At 43.3% G+C, this 21,096-nt stretch carries 24 protein-coding genes; 14 read left to right on the forward strand and 10 right to left on the reverse strand.

The window, feature by feature from the left end; genetic code table 11:
- The first annotated feature begins 305 nt into the window (after nt 1-305).
- From rplU to WAK81_RS09670, 8 genes are all read left to right on the forward strand, one after another.
- Entirely contained in the window at nt 306-617 is a 312-nt protein-coding gene (rplU, locus tag WAK81_RS09635) for a 50S ribosomal protein L21 (protein WP_004280640.1), read from the forward strand.
- A 19-nt stretch (nt 618-636) separates the two neighbouring features.
- Entirely contained in the window at nt 637-891 is a 255-nt protein-coding gene (gene rpmA / locus WAK81_RS09640) for a 50S ribosomal protein L27 (RefSeq protein WP_004280639.1), read from the forward strand.
- A 246-nt stretch (nt 892-1,137) separates the two neighbouring features.
- On the forward strand, nt 1,138-1,833 hold the full coding sequence (gene lolA, locus WAK81_RS09645) for an outer membrane lipoprotein chaperone LolA (protein WP_422196638.1): 696 nt from the start codon (nt 1,138-1,140) through the stop codon (nt 1,831-1,833).
- Nucleotides 1,834-2,002: 169 nt separating this feature from the next.
- The gene (locus WAK81_RS09650) at nt 2,003-2,755 is read left to right on the forward strand and encodes an RsiV family protein (RefSeq protein ID WP_422196639.1); all 753 of its coding nucleotides are present in this window, start codon (nt 2,003-2,005) and stop codon (nt 2,753-2,755) included.
- 112 nt (nt 2,756-2,867) lie between these two features.
- A complete protein-coding gene (gene serS / locus WAK81_RS09655; protein ID WP_422196640.1) occupies nt 2,868-4,139 on the forward strand; it encodes a serine--tRNA ligase in 1,272 nt (423 codons plus the stop codon).
- Nucleotides 4,140-4,212: 73 nt separating this feature from the next.
- Entirely contained in the window at nt 4,213-5,595 is a 1,383-nt protein-coding gene (gene cysG, locus WAK81_RS09660; protein ID WP_422196641.1) for a siroheme synthase CysG, read from the forward strand.
- A 128-nt stretch (nt 5,596-5,723) separates the two neighbouring features.
- Nucleotides 5,724-6,200, forward strand: coding sequence for a tRNA (cytidine(34)-2'-O)-methyltransferase (locus WAK81_RS09665; protein WP_005265896.1), 477 nt, complete (start codon nt 5,724-5,726; stop codon nt 6,198-6,200).
- A gap of 89 nt (nt 6,201-6,289) precedes the next feature.
- Nucleotides 6,290-6,772, forward strand: a complete 483-nt coding sequence (locus tag WAK81_RS09670; RefSeq protein WP_422196642.1) for a hypothetical protein — start codon at nt 6,290-6,292, stop codon at nt 6,770-6,772.
- A gap of 68 nt (nt 6,773-6,840) precedes the next feature.
- On the opposite strand, the gene WAK81_RS09675 is transcribed toward WAK81_RS09670, so the two are convergent.
- From WAK81_RS09675 to rpoD, 6 genes are all read right to left on the reverse strand, one after another.
- On the reverse strand, nt 6,841-8,232 hold the full coding sequence (locus WAK81_RS09675; protein WP_422196643.1) for an APC family permease: 1,392 nt from the start codon (nt 8,230-8,232) through the stop codon (nt 6,841-6,843).
- Nucleotides 8,233-8,499: 267 nt separating this feature from the next.
- Entirely contained in the window at nt 8,500-9,684 is a 1,185-nt protein-coding gene (locus WAK81_RS09680) for an iron-containing alcohol dehydrogenase (protein ID WP_004280629.1), read from the reverse strand.
- 1 nt (nt 9,685) lies between these two features.
- On the reverse strand, nt 9,686-10,219 hold the full coding sequence (locus WAK81_RS09685) for a hypothetical protein (protein ID WP_422196644.1): 534 nt from the start codon (nt 10,217-10,219) through the stop codon (nt 9,686-9,688).
- Nucleotides 10,220-10,294: 75 nt separating this feature from the next.
- A complete protein-coding gene (gene lipB, locus WAK81_RS09690) occupies nt 10,295-10,954 on the reverse strand; it encodes a lipoyl(octanoyl) transferase LipB (protein WP_422196645.1) in 660 nt (219 codons plus the stop codon).
- 151 nt (nt 10,955-11,105) lie between these two features.
- A complete protein-coding gene (locus tag WAK81_RS09695; RefSeq protein ID WP_253112155.1) occupies nt 11,106-11,393 on the reverse strand; it encodes a YbeD family protein in 288 nt (95 codons plus the stop codon).
- Between the two features lie 114 nt (nt 11,394-11,507).
- Nucleotides 11,508-13,565: an RNA polymerase sigma factor RpoD gene (gene rpoD, locus WAK81_RS09700; protein ID WP_422196665.1), complete on the reverse strand. Its 2,058-nt coding sequence runs from the start codon at nt 13,563-13,565 to the stop codon at nt 11,508-11,510.
- A 228-nt stretch (nt 13,566-13,793) separates the two neighbouring features.
- Here rpoD and WAK81_RS09705 point away from each other — a divergent pair, with 228 nt between their 5' ends.
- Together WAK81_RS09705 and WAK81_RS09710 are read left to right on the forward strand one after the other, a co-directional pair.
- The gene (locus WAK81_RS09705; RefSeq protein ID WP_004280622.1) at nt 13,794-14,000 is read left to right on the forward strand and encodes a PA3496 family putative envelope integrity protein; all 207 of its coding nucleotides are present in this window, start codon (nt 13,794-13,796) and stop codon (nt 13,998-14,000) included.
- A 71-nt stretch (nt 14,001-14,071) separates the two neighbouring features.
- Entirely contained in the window at nt 14,072-14,596 is a 525-nt protein-coding gene (locus WAK81_RS09710; protein WP_004280621.1) for a YecA family protein, read from the forward strand.
- A 71-nt stretch (nt 14,597-14,667) separates the two neighbouring features.
- On the opposite strand, the gene WAK81_RS09715 is transcribed toward WAK81_RS09710, so the two are convergent.
- From WAK81_RS09715 to WAK81_RS09730, 4 genes are all read right to left on the reverse strand, one after another.
- Nucleotides 14,668-15,093 (reverse strand): ABZJ_00895 family protein, encoded by a 426-nt coding sequence (locus WAK81_RS09715; RefSeq protein WP_422196646.1) that lies wholly within the window; start codon nt 15,091-15,093, stop codon nt 14,668-14,670.
- Nucleotides 15,094-15,120: 27 nt separating this feature from the next.
- Nucleotides 15,121-15,738, reverse strand: coding sequence for a DedA family protein (locus WAK81_RS09720; protein ID WP_422196647.1), 618 nt, complete (start codon nt 15,736-15,738; stop codon nt 15,121-15,123).
- Between the two features lie 87 nt (nt 15,739-15,825).
- Nucleotides 15,826-16,104, reverse strand: a complete 279-nt coding sequence (locus tag WAK81_RS09725) for an FUSC family protein (protein ID WP_422196648.1) — start codon at nt 16,102-16,104, stop codon at nt 15,826-15,828.
- A gap of 206 nt (nt 16,105-16,310) precedes the next feature.
- A complete protein-coding gene (locus WAK81_RS09730; protein ID WP_422196649.1) occupies nt 16,311-17,243 on the reverse strand; it encodes a rhodanese-related sulfurtransferase in 933 nt (310 codons plus the stop codon).
- Nucleotides 17,244-17,432: 189 nt separating this feature from the next.
- Between WAK81_RS09730 and WAK81_RS09735 the strand changes: the two genes are divergently transcribed.
- From WAK81_RS09735 to WAK81_RS09750, 4 genes are all read left to right on the forward strand, one after another.
- Entirely contained in the window at nt 17,433-17,918 is a 486-nt protein-coding gene (locus WAK81_RS09735; protein ID WP_422196666.1) for a DUF1289 domain-containing protein, read from the forward strand.
- Between the two features lie 46 nt (nt 17,919-17,964).
- Nucleotides 17,965-18,576, forward strand: a complete 612-nt coding sequence (locus WAK81_RS09740) for a LysE family translocator (protein ID WP_422196650.1) — start codon at nt 17,965-17,967, stop codon at nt 18,574-18,576.
- A 90-nt stretch (nt 18,577-18,666) separates the two neighbouring features.
- Nucleotides 18,667-20,472 (forward strand): DUF2157 domain-containing protein, encoded by a 1,806-nt coding sequence (locus WAK81_RS09745; protein ID WP_422196651.1) that lies wholly within the window; start codon nt 18,667-18,669, stop codon nt 20,470-20,472.
- Nucleotides 20,472-21,044: a GDYXXLXY domain-containing protein gene (locus tag WAK81_RS09750; RefSeq protein ID WP_422196667.1), complete on the forward strand. Its 573-nt coding sequence runs from the start codon at nt 20,472-20,474 to the stop codon at nt 21,042-21,044. Before WAK81_RS09745 ends, WAK81_RS09750 begins: the two co-directional genes overlap by 1 nt.
- The last annotated feature ends 52 nt before the right edge of the window (nt 21,045-21,096 follow it).

Raw genomic sequence — 21,096 nt, forward strand, 5'->3', positions numbered from 1 at the left:
ATAAAAAGTCAGGAAAGGTCAGGGGCGTCGCCCTATTTGTCAGGCTGAGTATATTAATCAAACTGGCCGGATTTCTGCTGTATTATTTTGTTGCTGAATATATCTTGAGTATTTGATTTGATAGAAATTATTTAATAGTTAAATAATTAGCGCATCCTGCTCATTATTATTTCAGTAAAATGGCTTGTTGTTTTTTTGAATATCCCTTAAAATCCTCGCCCTTAGATATCCCCCCAGTGGCGTACGTCTTAAGTTCGATATATTCCTTTATCGGCACGACGACACGGGCTTGTTTGGAGTACATTATGTACGCAGTAATCCAAAGCGGTGGTAAACAGCACCGTGTAGTTGAGGGTGAAACCCTTAAAGTAGAATTATTGAAAGCTGAAACTGGCGCGACTATTACGTTTGATGACGTATTGATGCTTGTTAACGGTGAAAGCATTCAAATCGGTGCTCCAGTTGTTGCTGGTGCTACTGTAACTGCTGAAGTAGTTAGCCATGGTCGTCACGACAAAATCCGCATCATCAAAATGCGTCGTCGTAAACACTACCGTAAACAACAAGGTCACCGTCAATGGTTCACTGAGTTGAAAATTACAGCTATTTCAGGCTAATTACGAGGAGTAAATAGACATGGCAACTAAAAAAGCCGGTGGTTCGACTAAGAACGGTCGTGATTCGAATCCTAAGATGTTAGGTGTTAAAGTTTACGGTGGTCAAACTGTAACTGCAGGTAACATCATCGTTCGTCAACGTGGTACTGAATTCCACGCTGGTCAAAACGTTGGTATGGGTCGTGACCATACATTATTTGCTACTGCTGATGGCGTAGTAAAATTCGAAGTGAAAGGTCAATTTGGCCGTCGCTACGTATCTGTTGACGCGTAATCCGCTGAGATAGAAAAAAGCCCACAATTTTTGTGGGTTTTTTTATGCCTGAAAATTAATAGGCACATCAAGCGACATTCCATAATGTAAAAATTGTCCTGAAATCTTCATGATGATGAACAAAAAAACCGGTTTCGAATTAATAACAATACAAAAGTTCTTATTTTCTATCATTTTAGCTTTTAATTTTCGTTTAAGATGAGCTATCAAATAAATTGCGATCACGCAAAATATAAGGGTGAAATTATGAATATGCTTCGTAAAACCGTCTGTGCTATGGCTCTGGGTGCAGTGGCTTTAGCACCGGTGATGAGTACAACCGTGTTTGCTGCACCTGTGGCAGCTTCGGAGCAACAGGCAACAGCCAGTCTGGTCAAACAGCTCAATCATGTGCGTAGCATGACTGCAAATTTTGAACAAAGCACCAAGGTGACCAATCCGAGAGCGACCCAGAAAAAAGGTTTGACTGCACAACATATGAATCAAACCTTTAAAGGGGTGATGAAAGTCGCGCGTCCGGGTAAATTCTATTGGGAAACGACCGCACCGTCGAAGCAAGTAATTGCAACCACGGGTAAAACCGTATGGATTTATGATCCGGACTTGCAGCAAGCCGTTCGTCAAAGCTTAGATGAGCAAGTTGCCAATACGCCGGCGTTATTGCTGTCAGGAAACACCAGTCAGATTATGCAGTCTTACCGGGTGACTCAGCCCAATAAAGGCAAAACCTATTACACGCTGTATCCTAAAAATACCGATGGTGTGTTTGAAAGCCTGACCATTAGCTTTGGCGCGAACAAAGCACCAAGCTTGATGATCTTGCAGGATTCATTGGGACAAACCACCAATATCAAATTCAGCAATGTAAAAGTAAATAGCAGTATTCCATCCTCTACCTTTAACTTTACTCCACCAAAAGGTACGGACATCATTGATCAATAAGCATCAATATGAACCAACTAAAAAAGCAACCTTTCGAGGTTGCTTTTTTATTGCCGATCATCAGGATTGTTTTGGACAGACTACAAGGTTCAGCTATATCTAAACACGAGAGCATCTTAGAATAAATAAAAGTCGAGTCAATGAAATTGCAAAATTTTGGGAGCTCAGAATGAAGATTAATCTATTTAGAACAGCTGGAATCTACGCTGTCTTATTGATCACTACTATTAGTGTGATGGGTTGTCAGCCTCAATCGAGCTCAGTGGCAACGCTTGCGCAAACAGATCGGATTGTGCAGATTGAAGCCAAGACCGTTCCTGTGAAAGGGGCAGCCAAAGTGGTATGTGAAATAGAAGGTTGTGTACGCTTCGATCTACAAACGGTGGACAGTAATATTGACTGGATTAATCAATATTTTATTGAGCGCATTCAGCATACCGAACCTGTTGCATTCACTAAAGTTACCCAGAAAAATCCTAAAAAAGCCGATGAGCCGCATTATCTGGATCAGCGCTTTATCAAGGTGGAATTTATTGGTCAGCGTGCTTATCTGGCGACCTTTGCCTTAAAAAGTTCCAATCTGGCAAGGAATAAAAATGCTTCTCTGAAACATGTGGAATATATCAATTTTGACCTAAAGCAGAGAAAGCGTTTGACCCTCTCTCAACTAATGCTAAATGGCGGTGAACAGAAATTGCTGAATGCAATGTATCAGGCCAATACTCAATGGCTGAATACAAAGAACATTCAACAACAGCAGTTAAAATTGAGTGATAACTATTATTTTGATACAACAGGTCTGGTGATGGTGTATCCGGCAGGCGAGTTAGCTCCGATAGCAGTAGGAATGCCTGAATTAAAATTGTCCTATGCGGATTTAAATGAAGTGATTCGCCCTGAATATTTAGCTATTTTGCATTAAGAGGCTTCCTAAATATTGTGCTAATAGGACGCAGCCATGGTCTTGGTCACTGTATTTTTTAATGTTAAGAGCTTACACTATAGCCAGTTTTTTTCTTCTGCAAAGATTGATTATGATCGACCCGAAATTACTCAGAAATAATATTGAGGCTGTAAATGTAGCCTTGGCAAAACGTGGTGTTCAACTCAATGTTGAAGAGTGGGCATCCCTAGAAGCACGCCGTAAAGAGATTCAGTCCAAGACAGAAACACTGCAAGCTGAACGTAATGCCGGTGCCAAACAAGTCGGTCAAATCAAAAAAGCAGGCGGTGATGCATCTGAAATCATGACACGCATGTCTGCGATTGGTGATGAAATCAAAGCAGCTGAAGCAGCACTAGCTGGACTGCAAGCTGAGCTTGAAGAAAAATTACTCTCTATTCCAAACTTGCCAGATGAAGCTGTGCCTGAAGGTAAAGACGAAAGCGATAACGTGGAAATCCTGAAATGGGGTACACCGCGTGAATTTGATTTCGAAATCAAAGACCATACGGATCTGGGCGAAATGATGGGCGGTCTGGAATTTGAAACCGCGACCAAATTAACCGGTTCACGTTTCAGTGTATTGAAAGGTCCATTGGCGCGTTTACAGCGAGCTATTACCCAGTTCATGCTGAATACACACACAGACCAAAATGGCTATACCGAAGCCTATGTGCCTTATCTGGTCAATGCAGATTCATTGCGCGGTACAGGTCAGCTGCCTAAATTTGAAGAAGATTTGTTTAAGCTGCAGGGCGAAAAAGAGTTTTATCTGATTCCGACTGCTGAAGTGCCAGTGACGAATTTCGTACGTGATGAAATTATTGATGCAGACCGTCTGCCACTGAAATATGCAGCGCATACGCCATGTTTCCGTAGTGAAGCAGGTTCTTATGGCCGTGATACCCGCGGTTTGATCCGTCAGCACCAATTCGACAAAGTCGAAATGGTTCAAATTGTGAAGCCTGAAACTTCGATGCAAGTGCTTGAAGAATTGACTGGCCATGCTGAAGGTATCTTGCAAGCACTCGGACTTCCATATCGTAAAATTTTACTCTGCGGTGGTGATATGGGCTTTGGTGCGACCAAGACTTATGACTTGGAAGTTTGGGTACCAAGCCAAAATACTTACCGTGAAATTTCATCTTGTTCAAACATGGGTGATTTCCAGGCGCGTCGTATGAAAGCGCGTTACCGTGCTGATCAGAAGAAAACTGAATTTGTGCATACCTTGAATGGTTCAGGTCTGGCCGTGGGTCGTACTTTACTTGCAGTGATGGAAAACTATCAGCGCGCCGATGGCTCGATTGAGATTCCTGAAGTATTACGTCCATATATGGGTGGTGCGACTTATATCGACTAATTGTCGATCTCAGCATCCCTAAATGTGCATGAAAATTGCATAGACAGTCAGATTTAAAATTTTGAGGTAGTTCGTGGATATTTTTCCAATCTCGTTAAAGTTGCAACAGCAACCTTGTCTGATTGTCGGTGGTGGACATATTGCATACCGTAAAGCACTTTTACTTCAAAAAGCAGGTGCAGTCATTCATGTGATTGCACCTGAAATTGAAAAGAGTCTGCTACGAATTGTGCAAAATAGCCAAGGGCAATATGTGCAGGCAGCTTTTCATCCTGAAGTTGCATTACGCCAATATCGACTGGTGATTGCGGCAACTGATGATGCAGAGACCAATCGTCAGGTCTTTGAACTGTGTGAAGCGGAAAATGTTCTGGTCAATAGCGTTGATGATCCACCGCATTGCCGGTTTATGGTTCCTGCAATTATTGATCGCTCGCCTTTGGTGATTTCGGTGGCATCGAATGGTACCTCGCCGGTATTATCACGACAGATTCGTACCCAACTGGAAACGACTATTCCGCATGGCATGGGCAAGCTAGCTGAGTTTTCAGGAAAATGGCGCAGTGCGGTTAAGGCTAAAATTGTCAATCCAGATGAACGCCGTATTTTTTGGGAAGACTTATATGCCAGTCCGCTAAAAGAACAGGTATTTAACGACAATATCGCGGAAGCAGATCGCTTGATCGAGCAAGCCTTACAAGAATGGCAAAAGCCGAAAGGAGAGGTCTACTTGGTCGGTGCGGGTCCTGGTGATCCAGAACTGTTGACCTTAAAAGCCTTACGTTTGATGCAGCAAGCCGATGTGGTGATTTACGACCGACTGGTTTCAGCGCCAATTATGGAGCTATGTCGTCGTGATGCGGAAAAAATCTATGTCGGTAAGGCACGCTCCAATCATGCAGTTCCGCAAGATGGGATTAATGCCTTATTGGTGAAATATGCCAGTGAAGGAAAGCGGGTTTGTCGTCTGAAAGGCGGTGATCCATTTATCTTCGGGCGTGGCGGTGAAGAGATTGAAGAGCTTTTTGCGGCAGGTGTCACTTTTCAAGTGGTTCCAGGTATTACCGCAGCTTCAGGTTGTTCTGCCTATGCCGGTATTCCATTAACCCATCGTGATTATGCGCAAAGTGTGCGTTTTCTGACCGGTCACTTAAAAGAAGGTTCGCCAGAATTGCCTTGGAGTGAGTTGGTCTATGAAAACCAGACCTTAGTGCTTTATATGGGGCTGGTAGGGCTGGAGAAAATCTGTGCAGAATTAATCGCTCATGGTCAACGAGCCGACATGCCGGTGGCCTTGGTTTCTAAAGGTACGACGCCTGAACAGAAAGTTGTAGTAGGAACTCTTGCCGATATTGCATCGAAGGTATCCGAACATCAGATTCAGGCACCGACTTTGACCATTATTGGTGAAGTCGTACGCTTACGTGAAAAATTGCAATGGCATGAGCGAGGATAAGCGAAGCAATGCTTCGCCCGAGCGCAAGACGAAGGCTGTGCCTGAAGTAAGAGGATAAGCGAAGCAATGCTTCGCCCGAGCGCAAGACGAATGTCGTGTCTGAATTAAATATATTGAGTGAGTAAGCTGTGATCCACGTTGTTTTATATGAGCCTGAAATTCCTGCAAATACAGGCAATATCATTCGTCTGTGTGCCAATACCGGAGCACAGTTGCATCTGGTCAAGCCGCTGGGTTTTGAACTGGATGACAAAAAGCTGAAACGTGCCGGCCTTGATTATCACGAATATGCCAATATGCAGATTTGGGAAAATATCAAAGATTGTCTGGCCGATCTGGCAAGCAAGGGCATTGGTCTAGATGCAATCTATCCATTGACCACCAAAGGTTCTGAAACACCGCATACTTCGGATTTAAACCGTCCTGTTGCCTTGTTAATGGGTCCGGAAACACGTGGTCTGCCTGAACATGTTCGTATGATGTTCCCGCAAAAGCACTGGATTCGTTTGCCGATGGCAGAAAACTCCCGAAGTTTGAACCTGTCGAATGCCACTGCAGTGATCGTGTATGAAGCTTGGCGTCAGCAGGGTTTCAAAACGCTTTAAGCTGAAATTTGTGATAATTCTAAAAGCTGCCTTTGGGTGGCTTTTTTATTTTGTGTAACAAATAGATAAACTGCTTTTCACTTCATTGTGTGCTTGAATTTATAACTTCATCAAATATAACAAAAGGTGCGGCTTTGAAGCCTCTATTAAAAATTGTCATCGCATGTTGCCTTGGAACTATTGCTGCTTCCGTGAGTGCGGAAGAGGGTAGTGCCGCCACACCGGCAGCAAAGGAAGTTCAGCCCATTACTCAGGCAGAAATACAGCAGGGTTTGCTCAACATGCAAAAATGCTTAGATGCGCGTATTGAAAAATGGGGGCAGAGCTTGGATTCAGATGATTTTCAATGGACTTGGCGGGGGCGTAAATTAAAGCCAGCCAAGCGTAAGGAAGTCTGTGATATTTTTCAGGATGTCGTGGATGAAATGTATCAACTGGCCGTCAAGAATAAAGCCCGTGTAGGTCCGGAAGAGCAAAAGTTATTGTCTAATCGCAGTCTGTTTATTGAAAAACTGGGTTATGAAAATAATCGAGTCAATACCCAGATGGGTTTTGATTGCTATCTGCATTAGTGAAATCAAAACATGACAGACATAAAAAAGGCGCATTAAGCGCCTTTTTTATTTGAATTAGAACGATATTATTTATCGTCGAATTCATTGTGCTGAGGAGCAGGGTGTTTGAAGCCTTTGGTTTTATAACCTAAGTACAAGATACCGCCAAATGCCCAGATCAGACCGTATTTAAGCGAAGCTTCATCGACTTCTAGCCACAATGCAAATACTGAAATGAAGCCAAGTAAAGGAACAACGACAAAGTTCATGATCTCTTTAGCACTCTTGGTACGACCATCACGTAATGCATAACGTGAAATCACCGACAAGTTAACGAAACTGAATGCAGTTAAGGCACCAAAGCTGATCAACGACACGACAAAATCAAGATCCATAAAGCCAGCAGTTAAAGCCACTGCACCAGCGATTAGGATGTTGTATGAAGGTGTGTAGTTTTTCGGGCTAATATGACCGAAGATCTTCTTGTTGATCACGCCATCACGACCCATTACGTACATCAGACGAGATACACCCGCATGTGCTGAAATACCAGAAGCCATGACTGTCACAATTGCGAAGTAAAGTACGACTGTCTTAAACGCCACGCCACCTACAGCTTGTAAAATATCCGGCTGTGTTGCAGCAATATCTTGAAAGTAAGTTTTTGGATCATTCGGGAAGAAGATCTGCATGAAGTAAGTGCTGATGATGAAGATGATACCTGCCAATAATGCGGTCAAGAAAATCGCTTTAGGTAAGGTTTTCTCAGTATCTTTGGTTTCTTCAGCAAGAGAACTCAAAGAGTCAAAACCTGTGAATGAGAAGCACAGTAAGGTTGCACCGGTAATCAGGGCAGCAACAGAAGTAAACTCATTCCAGAATGGCTCTAGACTCCACAGTTGATACTTTGCATCGACCAAGGTGCCATCTGCGTTTACGCCACCTTCCAGAAGTTGGTAAACCATCCAGGTGAAGTATGCAATGACGCCCAATTGTACGAATACAATCATACTGTTGAAGTTGGCAACAAATCTCGCACCACGAAGGTTAATCGCGGTCATAAAGGCAGTTAAACCAATAACCCAAACCCAATGGTTCATGTCTGGGAAAAGTGCTTCCAGATAAATCACCGCCAGAATGATATTGACCATTGGCGATAACAGGTAATCCAGCAAGGATGACCAACCCACCATGAAACCTACGTTCGGGTGGATGGATTTTTGCGCATAGGTATAGGCCGAACCCGAAGAAGGGTAGCGACGAATCATATGACCATAGCTCAAGGAGGTTAACAAAATTGCAATCAGTGCAAAAATGTAAGAGGTAGGAACGTGGAAGTTACTTTCTTCAGATACCAGACCAAATGTATCAAACAAGGTCATGGGTTGAATATAAGCTAAACCAATAATAATGATGTGCCAGAGTCCCAGCGTTTTTTGCAGTTTAGCTGCCGATTGAGTCCCAGAGATATTAGTCAACGGCGTTATCCTCTTAATCGTTGATCAAGGATCAGTCATATTTATAAGGATCGTTTGAGACGAACGATCCCCCCTACAGTTTTCTATAAAAGTCCGCCAATCTACTTGAAAAGAACGGCTTTTGCTAGCTATTTTTTTGACTTTTGTCCTGCATAAAATGTGCCATTCAAAAAAAGAAATCGAATTTTTTCTTATGCAAGATAAAAGCCTGATGTTTAAAAAAACATCAGGCTAGAATTTCGGCTATATTGGCTTATTTTTCAGTAATTACCAAGCCTTTTTTAAGATAGATTTTAAATCTTCCAGGGTGGCTTCTTTCGGGTTATAAATGATGGAACCATCATTCAGGGCTTTCTCTGCCACTTCATCGAGCTGGGCTTCAGAAATCTTACCGGTTTCACGTAATGTGCGTGGTAATTTGGTGAGACTGTAAATCCGGTCACGCATGGTCAGAATCGTCGCAATGGTTTTGTCAGCACGTAGATGCGCTGGCGTTTGTGCATAAATATCGGCACCCGCCAAAGGCAGGAGCAGATCTGCGATTTTATCGCCATTGACCTCTTTGTTGTATTCCAGCACATAAGGCAGGAATAAGTTCATGCATAAACCATGCGGCAGGTGTACCACTGCACCCAATGAGTGCCCCAATGAATGTACAATGCCGACCATCGAGTTGGAAAATGCAATTCCCGCCATGGTCGATGCCTGTGCCAGTTCCAGACGGCCTTGTGCATCGGAAGGGTTGTCCAGCACATTAAATAGATGAGTACTGATCTTTTTGACTGCAGCGGTGGCATAAGCATCCGAAATTGGATTGGCTGCCATACAGGTATAAGCCTCAACCGCATGGGTCATAGCATCCATTGCGGTCATGGCGGTTAAATGCGGCGGCAAGGTCTGGGTCATGCGGGGATCCAGAATCGCAGCATGCGGCATCAGATAATAAGAGGCGAATGGCATTTTAACGTTTTTTTCAGTGTCCGACACGACAGCGACCATAGTCACTTCTGAACCCGTACCAGACGTGGTTGGAATCACGAAGAACGGTTTCAGCGGTTTAGGCAGGTTGTGAGCACCTGAATATTTCAGCAGGTCATCGCCACCTTCAGAGACCAGAATATTGGTTGCCTTCGAGGTATCAATGACTGAACCACCCCCCACAGCAATGATCGCATCACAGTGATTTTCGCGATACAGCTTTGCTGCACTGCGTACTGTACCCAAGCTAGAGTCGGGTGGTACGTCATCAAAAATCGCTACAATTGCAGCATCCGCCATTTCAAATGCAGCTTCAATCGGTGCCAGCAGATTGTTGGCACGCACACCTTTGTCGGTAATGATCAGCGGACGTTTTGCCCCCAAAGTCGCAAGCTCAAACGGAATATGTTCTAACGCGGCATGACCGGCAATCACTTTGACCGGACAGAAAAATTCATAATAAGGTTTAGCCATGTTATACACTCCGTTTCAAATAGGATTGAGCGATTTTCAGGTAAATGCTGCTCGCTTCGCTTAGTTTTTCTTTTAGGCTCAAATTTCTTGGATATTCTTTCACTGCCAGTTGTGCCACCATTTTCGGCAAAATCAGTGCTTCCATTTTATTCAGGCAGCGTACCAGACGAATGGCATTGGAAATATCGCCATCAGCAATCATACGGTCATGGGCAAAGGCTTGTGAGGTACTTTCCTGAAAAGAAAACACCAGAAAGGCATGGTGCAGATGCTTGAAAGTAATGGTTAAGTCCGGTGCCTTTTCCAGATTTTTGACCAGTTCCAGCTGTTTGTCCTCGGTGACCCGCGCCACAAAAGCCGGGCCATGCGGAAAGACCTTCATGGAAAGGCTGAAATTCACCGGAAAATGAGCAACTTCCTGTTTGATTTCTTCATCCACCTGACTTGCCATGACCAGACCTCGGCCAATCACATCCATCATGAGTTTGACATAGGCAAGCTGCAAAGCGGGTTTTACGGATTTAGTCGCAATCACGTGATGATCCCTATCTCAATATTATTAAGTTTAGAGTAAATACTCTAATTTATTTGAAGTTGAAATGCAAAGGCTTTATCTTTGCTCGACAGTTATTTGCTTAAAGTACCCGCTGTGGCGCAAAGTTTCAATAATTTCAGTGCACAACTCGCTGAATTGGGGCGGTTGTTCGAGCAGGTCACTCATGCGTACCATTTCTAGTCCTGCATAGCCGCAAGGATTAATGGTATTAAATCCGCTCAGGTCACAATCCAGATTTAAGGATAGACCATGATAGCTACGACCTTTGCGAATTTTAAAACCGAGTGAACCGATTTTGCGCTCAGCGACGTAAACCCCTGGTGCATCCGGTTTGGCATAGGCATCAATGCCATATTTTTTTAGCAAGTCAATCATCAGGTTTTCAGCATAAGACACCAGCGTGCGCACATTCCAGCCCAGACGATTCAGGTCAAACATAAAGTAAGCCACCAATTGACCGGGACCATGCCAGGTCACCTGACCGCCACGATCAGTCTGAATCACCGGAATGTTGCTCGGCATTAGAATATGTTCCGGTTTTCCTGCCTGACCTTGAGTCAGTACATCCTGATGTTGCAAAATCCACAGCTGATCCGGGCTATGTTCATCACGGGTTTCCGTAAATGTTTTCATTTCCAGAAAACGATCTTCATAAGGTGTGAGGTCGTGATATTGACGAATGATCAGCTCGGGCTTTTGCAGCACATCAGTCACAGGGAGTGTCCTTGGTAATTATAAAAAAACTGATCATAATTATAATGACTTCGGTATGAAATAGGGGCGAGATCCACAATATTTAAGCATTAGCTCAGCTCTGAATGGGCATAAAAAAACACGCCCGGAAGCGCGTCTTTTTCATTTTCGATTAGAGTGCGGTTTTAATTAGTGGGCAGGCGGCTAAATCTGCATACACTGCATGGACTTGCTCCAGTTCCAAAAAGCGCAGTTGTGCGGTAATGGAATGATATTTGCCAGTACGCGATGGCGTAACACTTACGCTATCACCTTCAAAATCTGGAAAATGTTTTAGAAAAATATCGATGACAGCGTGACGCAATTCATCGCCCGCAAGGCCAATCAGTTTAATCGGATAATCCATAGGGAAAACCCAAAGATGTTCTTGAAGTTCACGAGATGGTGTACGGTCTAACATGGTAGTCCCCCTGATTTGAAACGCCTGCAATCATGCAGGCGTTTGGGTCTGTCTTGGCTACTTAAAATGGAGACTGATGATCAAATTTCAAGTCTCCAGAATAAGCATCAAATCTTAATCATTCTCAAGGAATGAGCGTAAGTGTTCTGAACGCGATGGATGGCGAAGTTTACGCAGCGCTTTCGCTTCAATCTGACGAATACGTTCACGGGTCACGTCAAACTGTTTACCCACTTCTTCCAAAGTATGGTCGGTCGGCATGTCGATACCAAAACGCATTTTCAGAACTTTGGCTTCACGTTCAGTCAGGTTTTCCAGAACTTCACGTGTTGCTTCTTTCAGGCCTTCAGACGTTGCAGCATCAATTGGTGACGTGATGTTGCTGTCTTCAATGAAGTCACCCAGATGCGAATCTTCATCATCACCAATCGGTGTTTCCATCGAAATCGGTTCTTTGGCGATTTTCAGTACTTTACGTACTTTAACTTCGTCCATTTCCAGACGTTCGCCCAGTTCTTCAGGAGTCGGTTCACGACCCATTTCCTGTAGAAGCTGACGAGATACACGGTTGATCTTGTTGATCGTTTCAATCATGTGTACCGGAATACGAATGGTACGTGCCTGATCCGCAATCGAACGGGTAATCGCCTGACGAATCCACCAAGTCGCATAAGTCGAGAATTTATAACCACGACGGTATTCAAACTTGTCTACGGCTTTCATCAGACCGATGTTACCTTCCTGAATCAGATCCAGGAATTGCAAGCCACGGTTTGTATATTTCTTCGCAATCGAAATTACCAGACGCAAGTTCGCTTCAACCATTTCTTTCTTGGCACGACGCGCTTTAGCTTCACCGACTGCCATACGTTTGGCAATGTCTTTAATGCCTTTTACATCAAGGCCAAGCTCTTTCTCGATATCTGCAATTTTTTGCTGGAAGGCCAATACGTCTGGACGTACTTTTTCCAGATAAGCCTTCTGGTCTGCAGGTGTTTTCGCGATCTGCTCATCTAACCAGGCTGGATTCGATTCCTGGCCCGGGAAGCTAGTACGGAACTGGGTGCGGTCCATACGGCCACGACGTACTGCATAACGCATCACTTCACGTTCTGCACCACGAATCTGGTCGTGTGTACCACGAATCATTTCAGAAATGATATCAAATAGACGCGGGGTGAATTTGAACATCATGAATACAGTTGCAAGTGCCTGAAGAGCTTCTTCAGCCTGTTTGCTGTCACGGCCATGTTTTTCAATGGTTGCTTTGGTATTCAGCCACGCATTTTCCAGTTCAGTGAAACGCGCTTTTGCAATTTCAGGATCTGGACCAGAATCTGCTTCTGATTCATCATCAGAATCTGCTTCTTCTTCCTCTTCATCATCGTCCAGTTTTACGTCTTTGGTCGATTTTTTCGAGTCAGTCTCATCTTCAGCAAGAACCGCTTCTTCTTCTAGAACTTCAGGAATTTCTTCATCTGATTCAGGATCTAAATAACCTGATAAAAGGTCAGCAAGACGACGTTCGCCCGCTTCATAATCTTTGTATTCTTGCAGTACAACTTCTACCGCATTCGGCCAGTAAGCAATCGAGTGCAAAACATCACGAATACCTTCTTCGATGCGTTTTGCGATGCTGATTTCGCCTTCACGAGTCAGAAGTTCTACTGTACCCATCTCACGCATATACATACGTACAGGGTCAGTGGTACGACCTGGCTCGTTTTCTACCGATGCAAGTACAGCTGCAGCTTCTTCTTCTGCAACTTCATCCGCCGCTTCTGCAGTATCTTCGAACATCGTATCATCAGATTCAGGCGCGCGATCATGTACCGGAATACCGACGTCATTCAGCATCTGAATGATATCTTCAATCTGCTCGCTTTCTGTGATGGAGTCCGGCAGATGATCGTTAACCTCAGCGAAGGTTAAATAACCTTGTTCTTTGCCTCGGCTAATCAGAGCCGCTACTTGAGAAGTAGGGGAAGTCATATCGCTCATCTTTTGCTTACTCTTCGTTGAATCTGTGGCAGTAAAAAACCGTACAAGGCTGCACGATTTAAGCTCGTTAAATTTAGTGAATAGCCTACATATTTCATCAGGGAATTCAGCATTAAAGCTGTCTGATAAAATATTTAAAATGAAATTCAGTAATTTAAGATGGGGGTGAATTTGTTGTTTTCAAGTTCATCCCATGCGTGTCTGTTTATGACTCAAAAAAGGAGATTCAAAAAACATAAGGACGCAGGGTGGATTATATCATGGCACACAATTGAGACAGAAAAAACCCCTAATTACAAATTAAAAATACGAAAATCCAAATAAAACTTGACTTGTTATTTTAGGCACGATAAATAGCGCTTAAATCCTTTTACATTTTTCACTCATGAGGAAGTTTTAGTGTCTTCTACAGATTTTGAACTAGATGATAACTTCGGTGAAGATGATGTTAATTTCGATGAGGCTTCTAGCAAGCTCAGTGCTAAAGAGTCGTTGGAAAAACGTCGTCTGATCGATGATCTGCTGACCCAACGTCGTTTAGAGCGCGAACTCAAAGATTTTGACTATGACTTCGACGATGATGACGATTTTGATGACGAAGATTAACGAATTCGGATTTAGCATAGCCTGAATAAATGCTATGCTAAACCTTTCGGTTTTCTAAGTTTGGATGTTAGATGAGTGCTTTAGATTTAGACCTGTTGAGTGAATATCTAGATGGTGACCAAAATGAACATGGTCTAGATTTCGCGGCAACCCATGGTTTCTTATGTGCTATTGCAGTAGGCCCAAAATTCGACAAATGGTTAGACGAACTTTTTGATAGTAATCAAAAGAAAGTGCCTGCAGAAATCATCACTCAGGTGCAAGCATGGTTAGAGTCTATTCGTCAAAGCTTAGCCAATGAAGAAGGGATTACATTCCCGTTTGAAATTGAAGAAGCAGATACTGAATCAAGCTTGGGTGATTGGAGTGTGGGCTTTGTAGATGCCATGTTCCTGAACGAAGACGCTTGGTTTACTGAAGAATTTGAAGAACAACTGGTGGATTTAACCCTGCCAATCATGGTCTTCAGTGGCATTGATGATGAAGATCCACAAATGGAAACTTTCCGTCGCAATGGCCAGTTAATGGATGAGCTTGCAGAAGAAATTCCAGAAAACTTAAATGAATTGTATCTGATGTATCACACTCCAGAATAATTCATAAAAAAAGCACCGCAGGGTGCTTTTTTTAGCTTTAGCCTTTTTGCATCTTTGAGATCTACTCGATCCTATTTTCTTTCCAAGCCTGTACGCTTCACCAGACTATAGCGGGCATAAGGATTGTAGGCGATATGGAACACCAAGGCATGTAAGGCAATGCTTGCAGCCACCAGGAGTGAATTTGTTCCTCTTCCTGTATGGGCTATGGTTTTATAAATCTCATCTGTCTGAGGGTTCATCCAGATGACCACAACTAAAAAGATAAACCCGAATGTCATGGCAATGATAGTGGAGCCCCAGATCAGTTTGCTTTTCTCTTCCTTAGTCGGCAAACGAAGTTCTTTTTTAACAAAGTATCGGGCACTGAGAAAGGCAGAAGCAATCAGGGCAGGAATCAGGAGAATGGCACCCAGATTGAATACATAGATGAGTATGCCTACCAATAGAACCAAGGTCAGATAAACGGTGGCAAAATATTTAAGATAATGCGACATCGTTTTAATCTCTTTAAGGGATCTTCCTCAGGATGGACGATTTTTACGCTGCTGTCTACGGTAGAAAATCCAGATAATAATTACCGCAACAATAGCAATAATCACATAACTGACTTTACTGAAAATTTGCTGCATCAGCTGCTGGTTTTCGCCAAAATAAAATCCGATACAGGCCAAAAATGTGGTCCAGATGATGGTTCCAAGTGCGCTATAGAACATAAATTTCCAGAAGGGCATGTGACTCATGCCGGCAGGAATGCTGATCAGCGAGCGGACGGCAGGAATCATGCGGCCAAAGAACACAATCCGGTGACCATAATGCTCAAACCAGCTGAGTGATTTTTTCACATCCTCTGATTTAATAAATAAATATTTGCCATAACGATCGACAAATTTAAAAATAGAATCATGGTTAAATTTATAGCCAATCCAGTACAGCAAGGCGGCTGCCAGCAGAGAGCCGATACAACCGGACATGATCACCCCGACGAGTATTAACTCGCCCTGAGAGGCTGAGTAGCCCGCGGAAGGCATAATAATTTCGGAAGGGATTGGCGGGAAAACATTATCCAGGAACATGAGCAGGGCAATGCCCCAGTAGCCCAGTTGCTCCATGACGGAAATAATCCATTCAGTCAGATTCATATGATTGGCAAAATAAAAAATACTGCCTGTATCCTAAGCAGTATTTTTTGTGCGGTAAAGTCTTGGAATATAAATGATCAGACAGAATCAGCTATGTGTCAGGGTATAAATATAAACTTTACGCAAGAAATAGGCCAAGCAGATCGGCAAAATACTCAGCAGGATAAAATGTAGGATGCTGGTATTGATATGGTAACCAATGAAAAGCGCTAAGATTGCGCCAATAACGGTTCCCAAGATAACTACGAACAGATGTGACTGCTGTTCAAGCTCTTCAGAAATTTGATGAAGCTGTTGCAGCTTTATATTTTCTTTAGGTTGAAATTGAACCAGATTGTCTGAATCTCGAGCAAGTGAGCCTGCCATTTTATATTCCTTTTCAATTAAAAATTTCAGTTAATAATGAAAGACTTAGCTTGTAAATTACCGTATCATTAGACTAACAATCTTGTTTGAAAAAAAATGAGGTTCTTGGTAAGGAATTGGTAAGAGTTTTATTACTGTTGTAATTTTTATGTAAACGAAAAACCCTCCGAAGAGGGTTTTTAAATATTTCATTACAAAAGACCAGATTAGAGGCGTTTGCGTTTTGCTGCTAAAATTTGTGATTGACGCATACGGAAACCTTCTTTTTGTTTCTCCGTGGTTTTGTCAATACAGTACACACAAGAGACACCATGTTCATAACTTGGCAGCGCAACTTCCTCTGGAAGTAAAGGCCAGCCACAGGCATGACATTTGGTATTTTGACCTTCTTCTACACCGTGGGTTACCGCAGTACGGCCATCAAATACGAAGCATTCGCCTTCCCACATGCTTTCTTCGGTCGGGGTTTCTTCCAGGTATTTTAAAATGCCGCCTTTCAGGTGATACACTTCGGTAAAACCTTCTTGTAGAAGAAGTGAAGTGGATTTTTCACAACGAATACCGCCAGTACAGAACATGGCAATTTTCTTGTCTTTGTGCTGTTCAAGATTATTTTTCACGTATTCAGGGAATTCGCGGAAGCTTTCAGTTTTCGGGTCAATTGCCCCTTTGAAAGTACCGGCTTTATATTCGTAATCGTTACGTGTATCGACCAGAATTACGTCATCACGCGCAATCAGTTCATTCCATTCTTTTGGATCAAGATAGTGACCGACTAAATCACGCGGTTTCACTTCCACACCTAAAGTCACAATTTCTTTTTTTAATTTAATTTTCATTTTACGGAATGGCTTTTCAGAACTGTCAGATTCTTTGTATTCCATTTCGTTAAAACCTTCATTTAGAAGGAACTGGTGAATTTGATCAATCGATGCACGGTCGCCTGCAACCGTACCGTTAATGCCTTCACCTGCCACAATCAGAGTACCGCAAAGGTTGATGGATTTTACCAGGTCCAAAAGACGTTGCTGAAGACCGGCAGGATCTTGAACTTCTTTGAATTGATAAAGTGCGGCAACAACCCAACCAGTCGTCGCTTGCTGTTCTACAGGTGCAAGCTGTTCTACAGTAGCGTTCATGGAATACTCCAACGTAGCATGATAATTTGAAAGGCGCATATTTTAGCTTGATTCGAGTGAATAAGCGAGTAAACCGCAAGTCTTTTAACAGGCTTCAATTCATGGGGGAGAGCGTGTATAGTCATGCCCGGTCCAGGATTTTGTGCAGTGATGCAGATACTGAAAATTGCAGTATCTTTGGAGTGTGTTTTGAGTTCAGATCGTCGTATTGCGTCTTTAACCCCATGTGCAGGGCGTTGCTCGACCGTATTTGGTGATGCGGTATGTCGTGGTTGCCGCCGTTTTAATCATGAAGTGATTCACTGGAATACGTATAGTGCTGAGCAGCATCGTGCCGTGTGGCAGCGACTGGATGCACAGCTGGATCAGATTCTGGTGCCGCTTTTGCCGCATGCCGATCTTGTCAAGGTACAGGCCTTTGTGCTTTCAAAACGGGTGCGCTTGCGTGATGATGCTTCCAAGGGGCGTAAGCTATATCATGCCTTAAAGCTTTGTGAAAAAAATCGGCATTTTACCGACGATAGTGGTTTGGGCATTCATTATAAGCAGGTGCGTCCATTGTGGGATGAATTTGAGCGCCGTATTTTGGCCTTGGCCACAGCCAGTTATGATCTGGCTTTTCTGCGGGCGGACGGTATCAGTCAGCATCTGATTCATATGCAAGAGGAGGACTAAGTCCTCTTTTTTTACGCACAAAAATAACAATAGCTGAGGGAATGGCATGAATATTAGCGAATATTTCTTATATTGTCTGGCTGTTGTGGTGATGATCGCTACACCGGGACCGGTGATGCTACTGGTGGCCAGTGCCGGTCTAAAAGGCGGTTATACGGCGGCCTTAAGAACCATCTTTGGTACCAATTTCGCCTCTCTGGTTTTGATTGCCTTATCGGTATTGAGTCTAAAAGGTTTACTGGTCATTAATGAGCAATGGCTGGATGCGATCAAGTTGCTGGGCTGTTTATATATTGGCTATCTGGGCTGGCAGATTTTCCGTGAAGTTATTTTTAAACAGCAGGATCAAGCTCAGGAGAATCTAGTTCCTGTGCGTGGCGGTTTTCGACAAGGTTTTCTGGTTGGTATTTCTAATCCTAAGGACATTATTTTCTTTGCGGCTTTTTTCCCGCAATTTATCGCGATTACATCTGATCTTGATATAAGTCTCTTGATCTTGACTTTGAGCTGGATCATCCTGGATTTTTTGACTTTGTCTGTGGTGTATTTGGGTTTTAACCGCTTATCCTATTCTCGGCTCTATCCACATTTGCTGGCATTGTGCGGCATGATTCTGCTCATCATTGCCCTTTATGGAATTTATCAAATCCTGATTTAAAAATGTACAACGTACTCGGGCTGTTCCTGCCTGGCAAATCCTGCAAAAATCATGCTAAGGTAAAATCAAATAAAAATTGAACAGATCAGCATGTCTAGAACAGTACCATCGCCAGACCGTCCATTTTCCCCGCTGTTATTTATTCAACCTGCTGTTATTCAAATTCTTTACATCATTGGGCTGGCGCTGATCGCTGTCAGTATCGTGTATCTGCTGGCAGCAAACTGGTGGATGTTGCCCAAATTTGTCCAGCTGTTTATTCCTCAAATTTTATTGCTGGGTTCAGCATTGCTAAGCATGCGTTTCGCTGTGCGGGAAAAGTTAAGACAAAGTCTGGATACTGTATCGGGTCTAATGCTGGGCTTAAGTCTGGCTGTCATTGGGCAGATTTATCAGACTGGTGCTGACAGTTATCAGTTATTTCTGCTTTGGGCTTTGCTGTTATTGCCTTGGCTGTATCGTCCGAATATTGGGATCTTTGCATTATTTTGTGTGGTCAGCCAACTAGCACTCTATTTTTATTTTAAACAAAGCTTTTGGCTGGTACGTGCTGAAACGGCTTATCTGCTCAGTCTGAATCTGTTGACCGGGCTAAGTATGATCTATGCCTTACGTTATTATCCGGTTTTGCGCTATCTGTTTATCGCCATCGTGGTGCTCATTTCGGTAGTGAGTATGTTCCGGTTTATCGACTCGGATTCGATCTGGTATCTGAGCTCGGTACTGGTTCTGCCGATTTTATTCAGTGCTTATTTTTATACTAGAAAACAACAGCTTGAAACCAGCTTACTGGTTGCAGGACTGGCATTGAGTTTTAGTGTTCTGATTTTTGATCTCACTAAACAATATTTGCAAAATTCAGCCGCCGGCTTATTGGTATTGGCACTACTAATATTTGGCTGGTTCGCAGCTATTACAGGTCTGCTGATAAAGCTGTTGCCCAAGAGTCGATTTTCAGTCATTCCATTGGCTCTGGGCGCATGGATTGCTGGTGTGATACTGGCCATGCTGTTGCTGACTTATTGGGAAAGTTTTTCGATTCTGATGGGAATCATTTTTATCGCAGTCGCCTGGTGGTTGATTCGTAGCAAGCCCTCAGTTTTTCTGCGGCAATTGGCTTATTGTTTATGGGTTTGTGGTCAGGCCGCGGTATTGATTCATACTCAATTACTCACAGAGAGCCTATTGCTAATCTGGCTGATACAAGTCGGCATTACTTTGGTGAGTATCATGAGTCGCATGCATTGGCTGGTGGTGTTATTGCAGCTGTTACTTACCCATGTACTGGGGATTGCAGTTCTGGTCGAGCAACATGCATTTTTTCAGGAGCAGCGCCTGCTGACGTGGATCATGCTGCTGAATTACAGCATTCTGACTGTAGTGTTGCTGAGTGCGAAACAATGGCTCGCCTCAGCTTATGCCAAAAGCGTGAATTTGTGGATGATCGGTATTTTGGCGGTAACGGCCATTTTTCAATGCCTGCTGCAATTTGGTGTGGCTCAGCAATTGCAGCCACGTGGTATGGATGAAGTGATTACTTTCTATATTTTGCCAGCGCTCTGGATGTTGAGTTTTGTCGGGATTCATCTCAAGCAATTTTCACAAATTCAACTCTGGCTCATTCCTGCTGCGGGAATTCTGCTGATTGTATTGGGTTACTTTGAAATTTTTATCATTTTGGTGTTTATGGCTTGGGCAATGGTGAATCAACAACAATTGATGCAAGCCTTGACCATTTTGCTACTGATCTTCTGGTTATGGCTGCTGTATTACAATCTGGGACTGAGTTTTTTATTTAAAAGTGTCAGTGTTTTTGCCTCAGGTGTGCTGGTGTTGCTTCTGGCTTATGTGTTGAGTTCGCCGAAATTTCAGCTGAAAGCAGGGGTAGCCTCATGATGAAAAAGTTTATGGCGCTGCACCTGAGTATTTTTAGTATTGCTTTATTCGTAGGTTTAATTGTCCAGCATGAATGGAATCTGGTAAAAAGCGAGAGTATCTTTGTCGAGTTGGCACCTGTCGATCCGCGTTCGATCTTGCAAGGGGATTATATGGCACTGAATTATCAGTTGCATTTTGCGGGGGTGGATGCTGCTGAAAGTGCAGTGAATCGAGCAAGTTCGGACATCAGTATTCAGGATTTTAAAGATCAGTCCCAGATCATGAGCTATGTACGCTTAGATCTACAGCGACGGGTGATACAAACCAGTTTTGATCCACGCTTATTGCAGATTTATCCGGCATCATCATCTAAACTGCTCTTAAAGAATCCGCACAATACGTTTGAGGCTTTATATCCTGCTGCTAACAGTTTCATGTTCGCCGAGGGCCTAGAGCCTTGTTATCGTAATGCTAAATTTGCAGAGCTGAAAGTGAAGGAAAATGGCAAGGCTCTATTGTCTGATCTGCTTGATCAGCAATTAAAACCCTTAAACTGTGAAAGCTCTAAAAGTTGGCGAGAGGGCAGTTAAATAGGTCAATATTCCAGTATTAAAAAAGCCCGCGATTTGCGAGCTTTTCGGT

The organism is Acinetobacter sp., from assembly GCF_049284435.1.
GTDB lineage: Bacteria > Pseudomonadota > Gammaproteobacteria > Pseudomonadales > Moraxellaceae > Acinetobacter.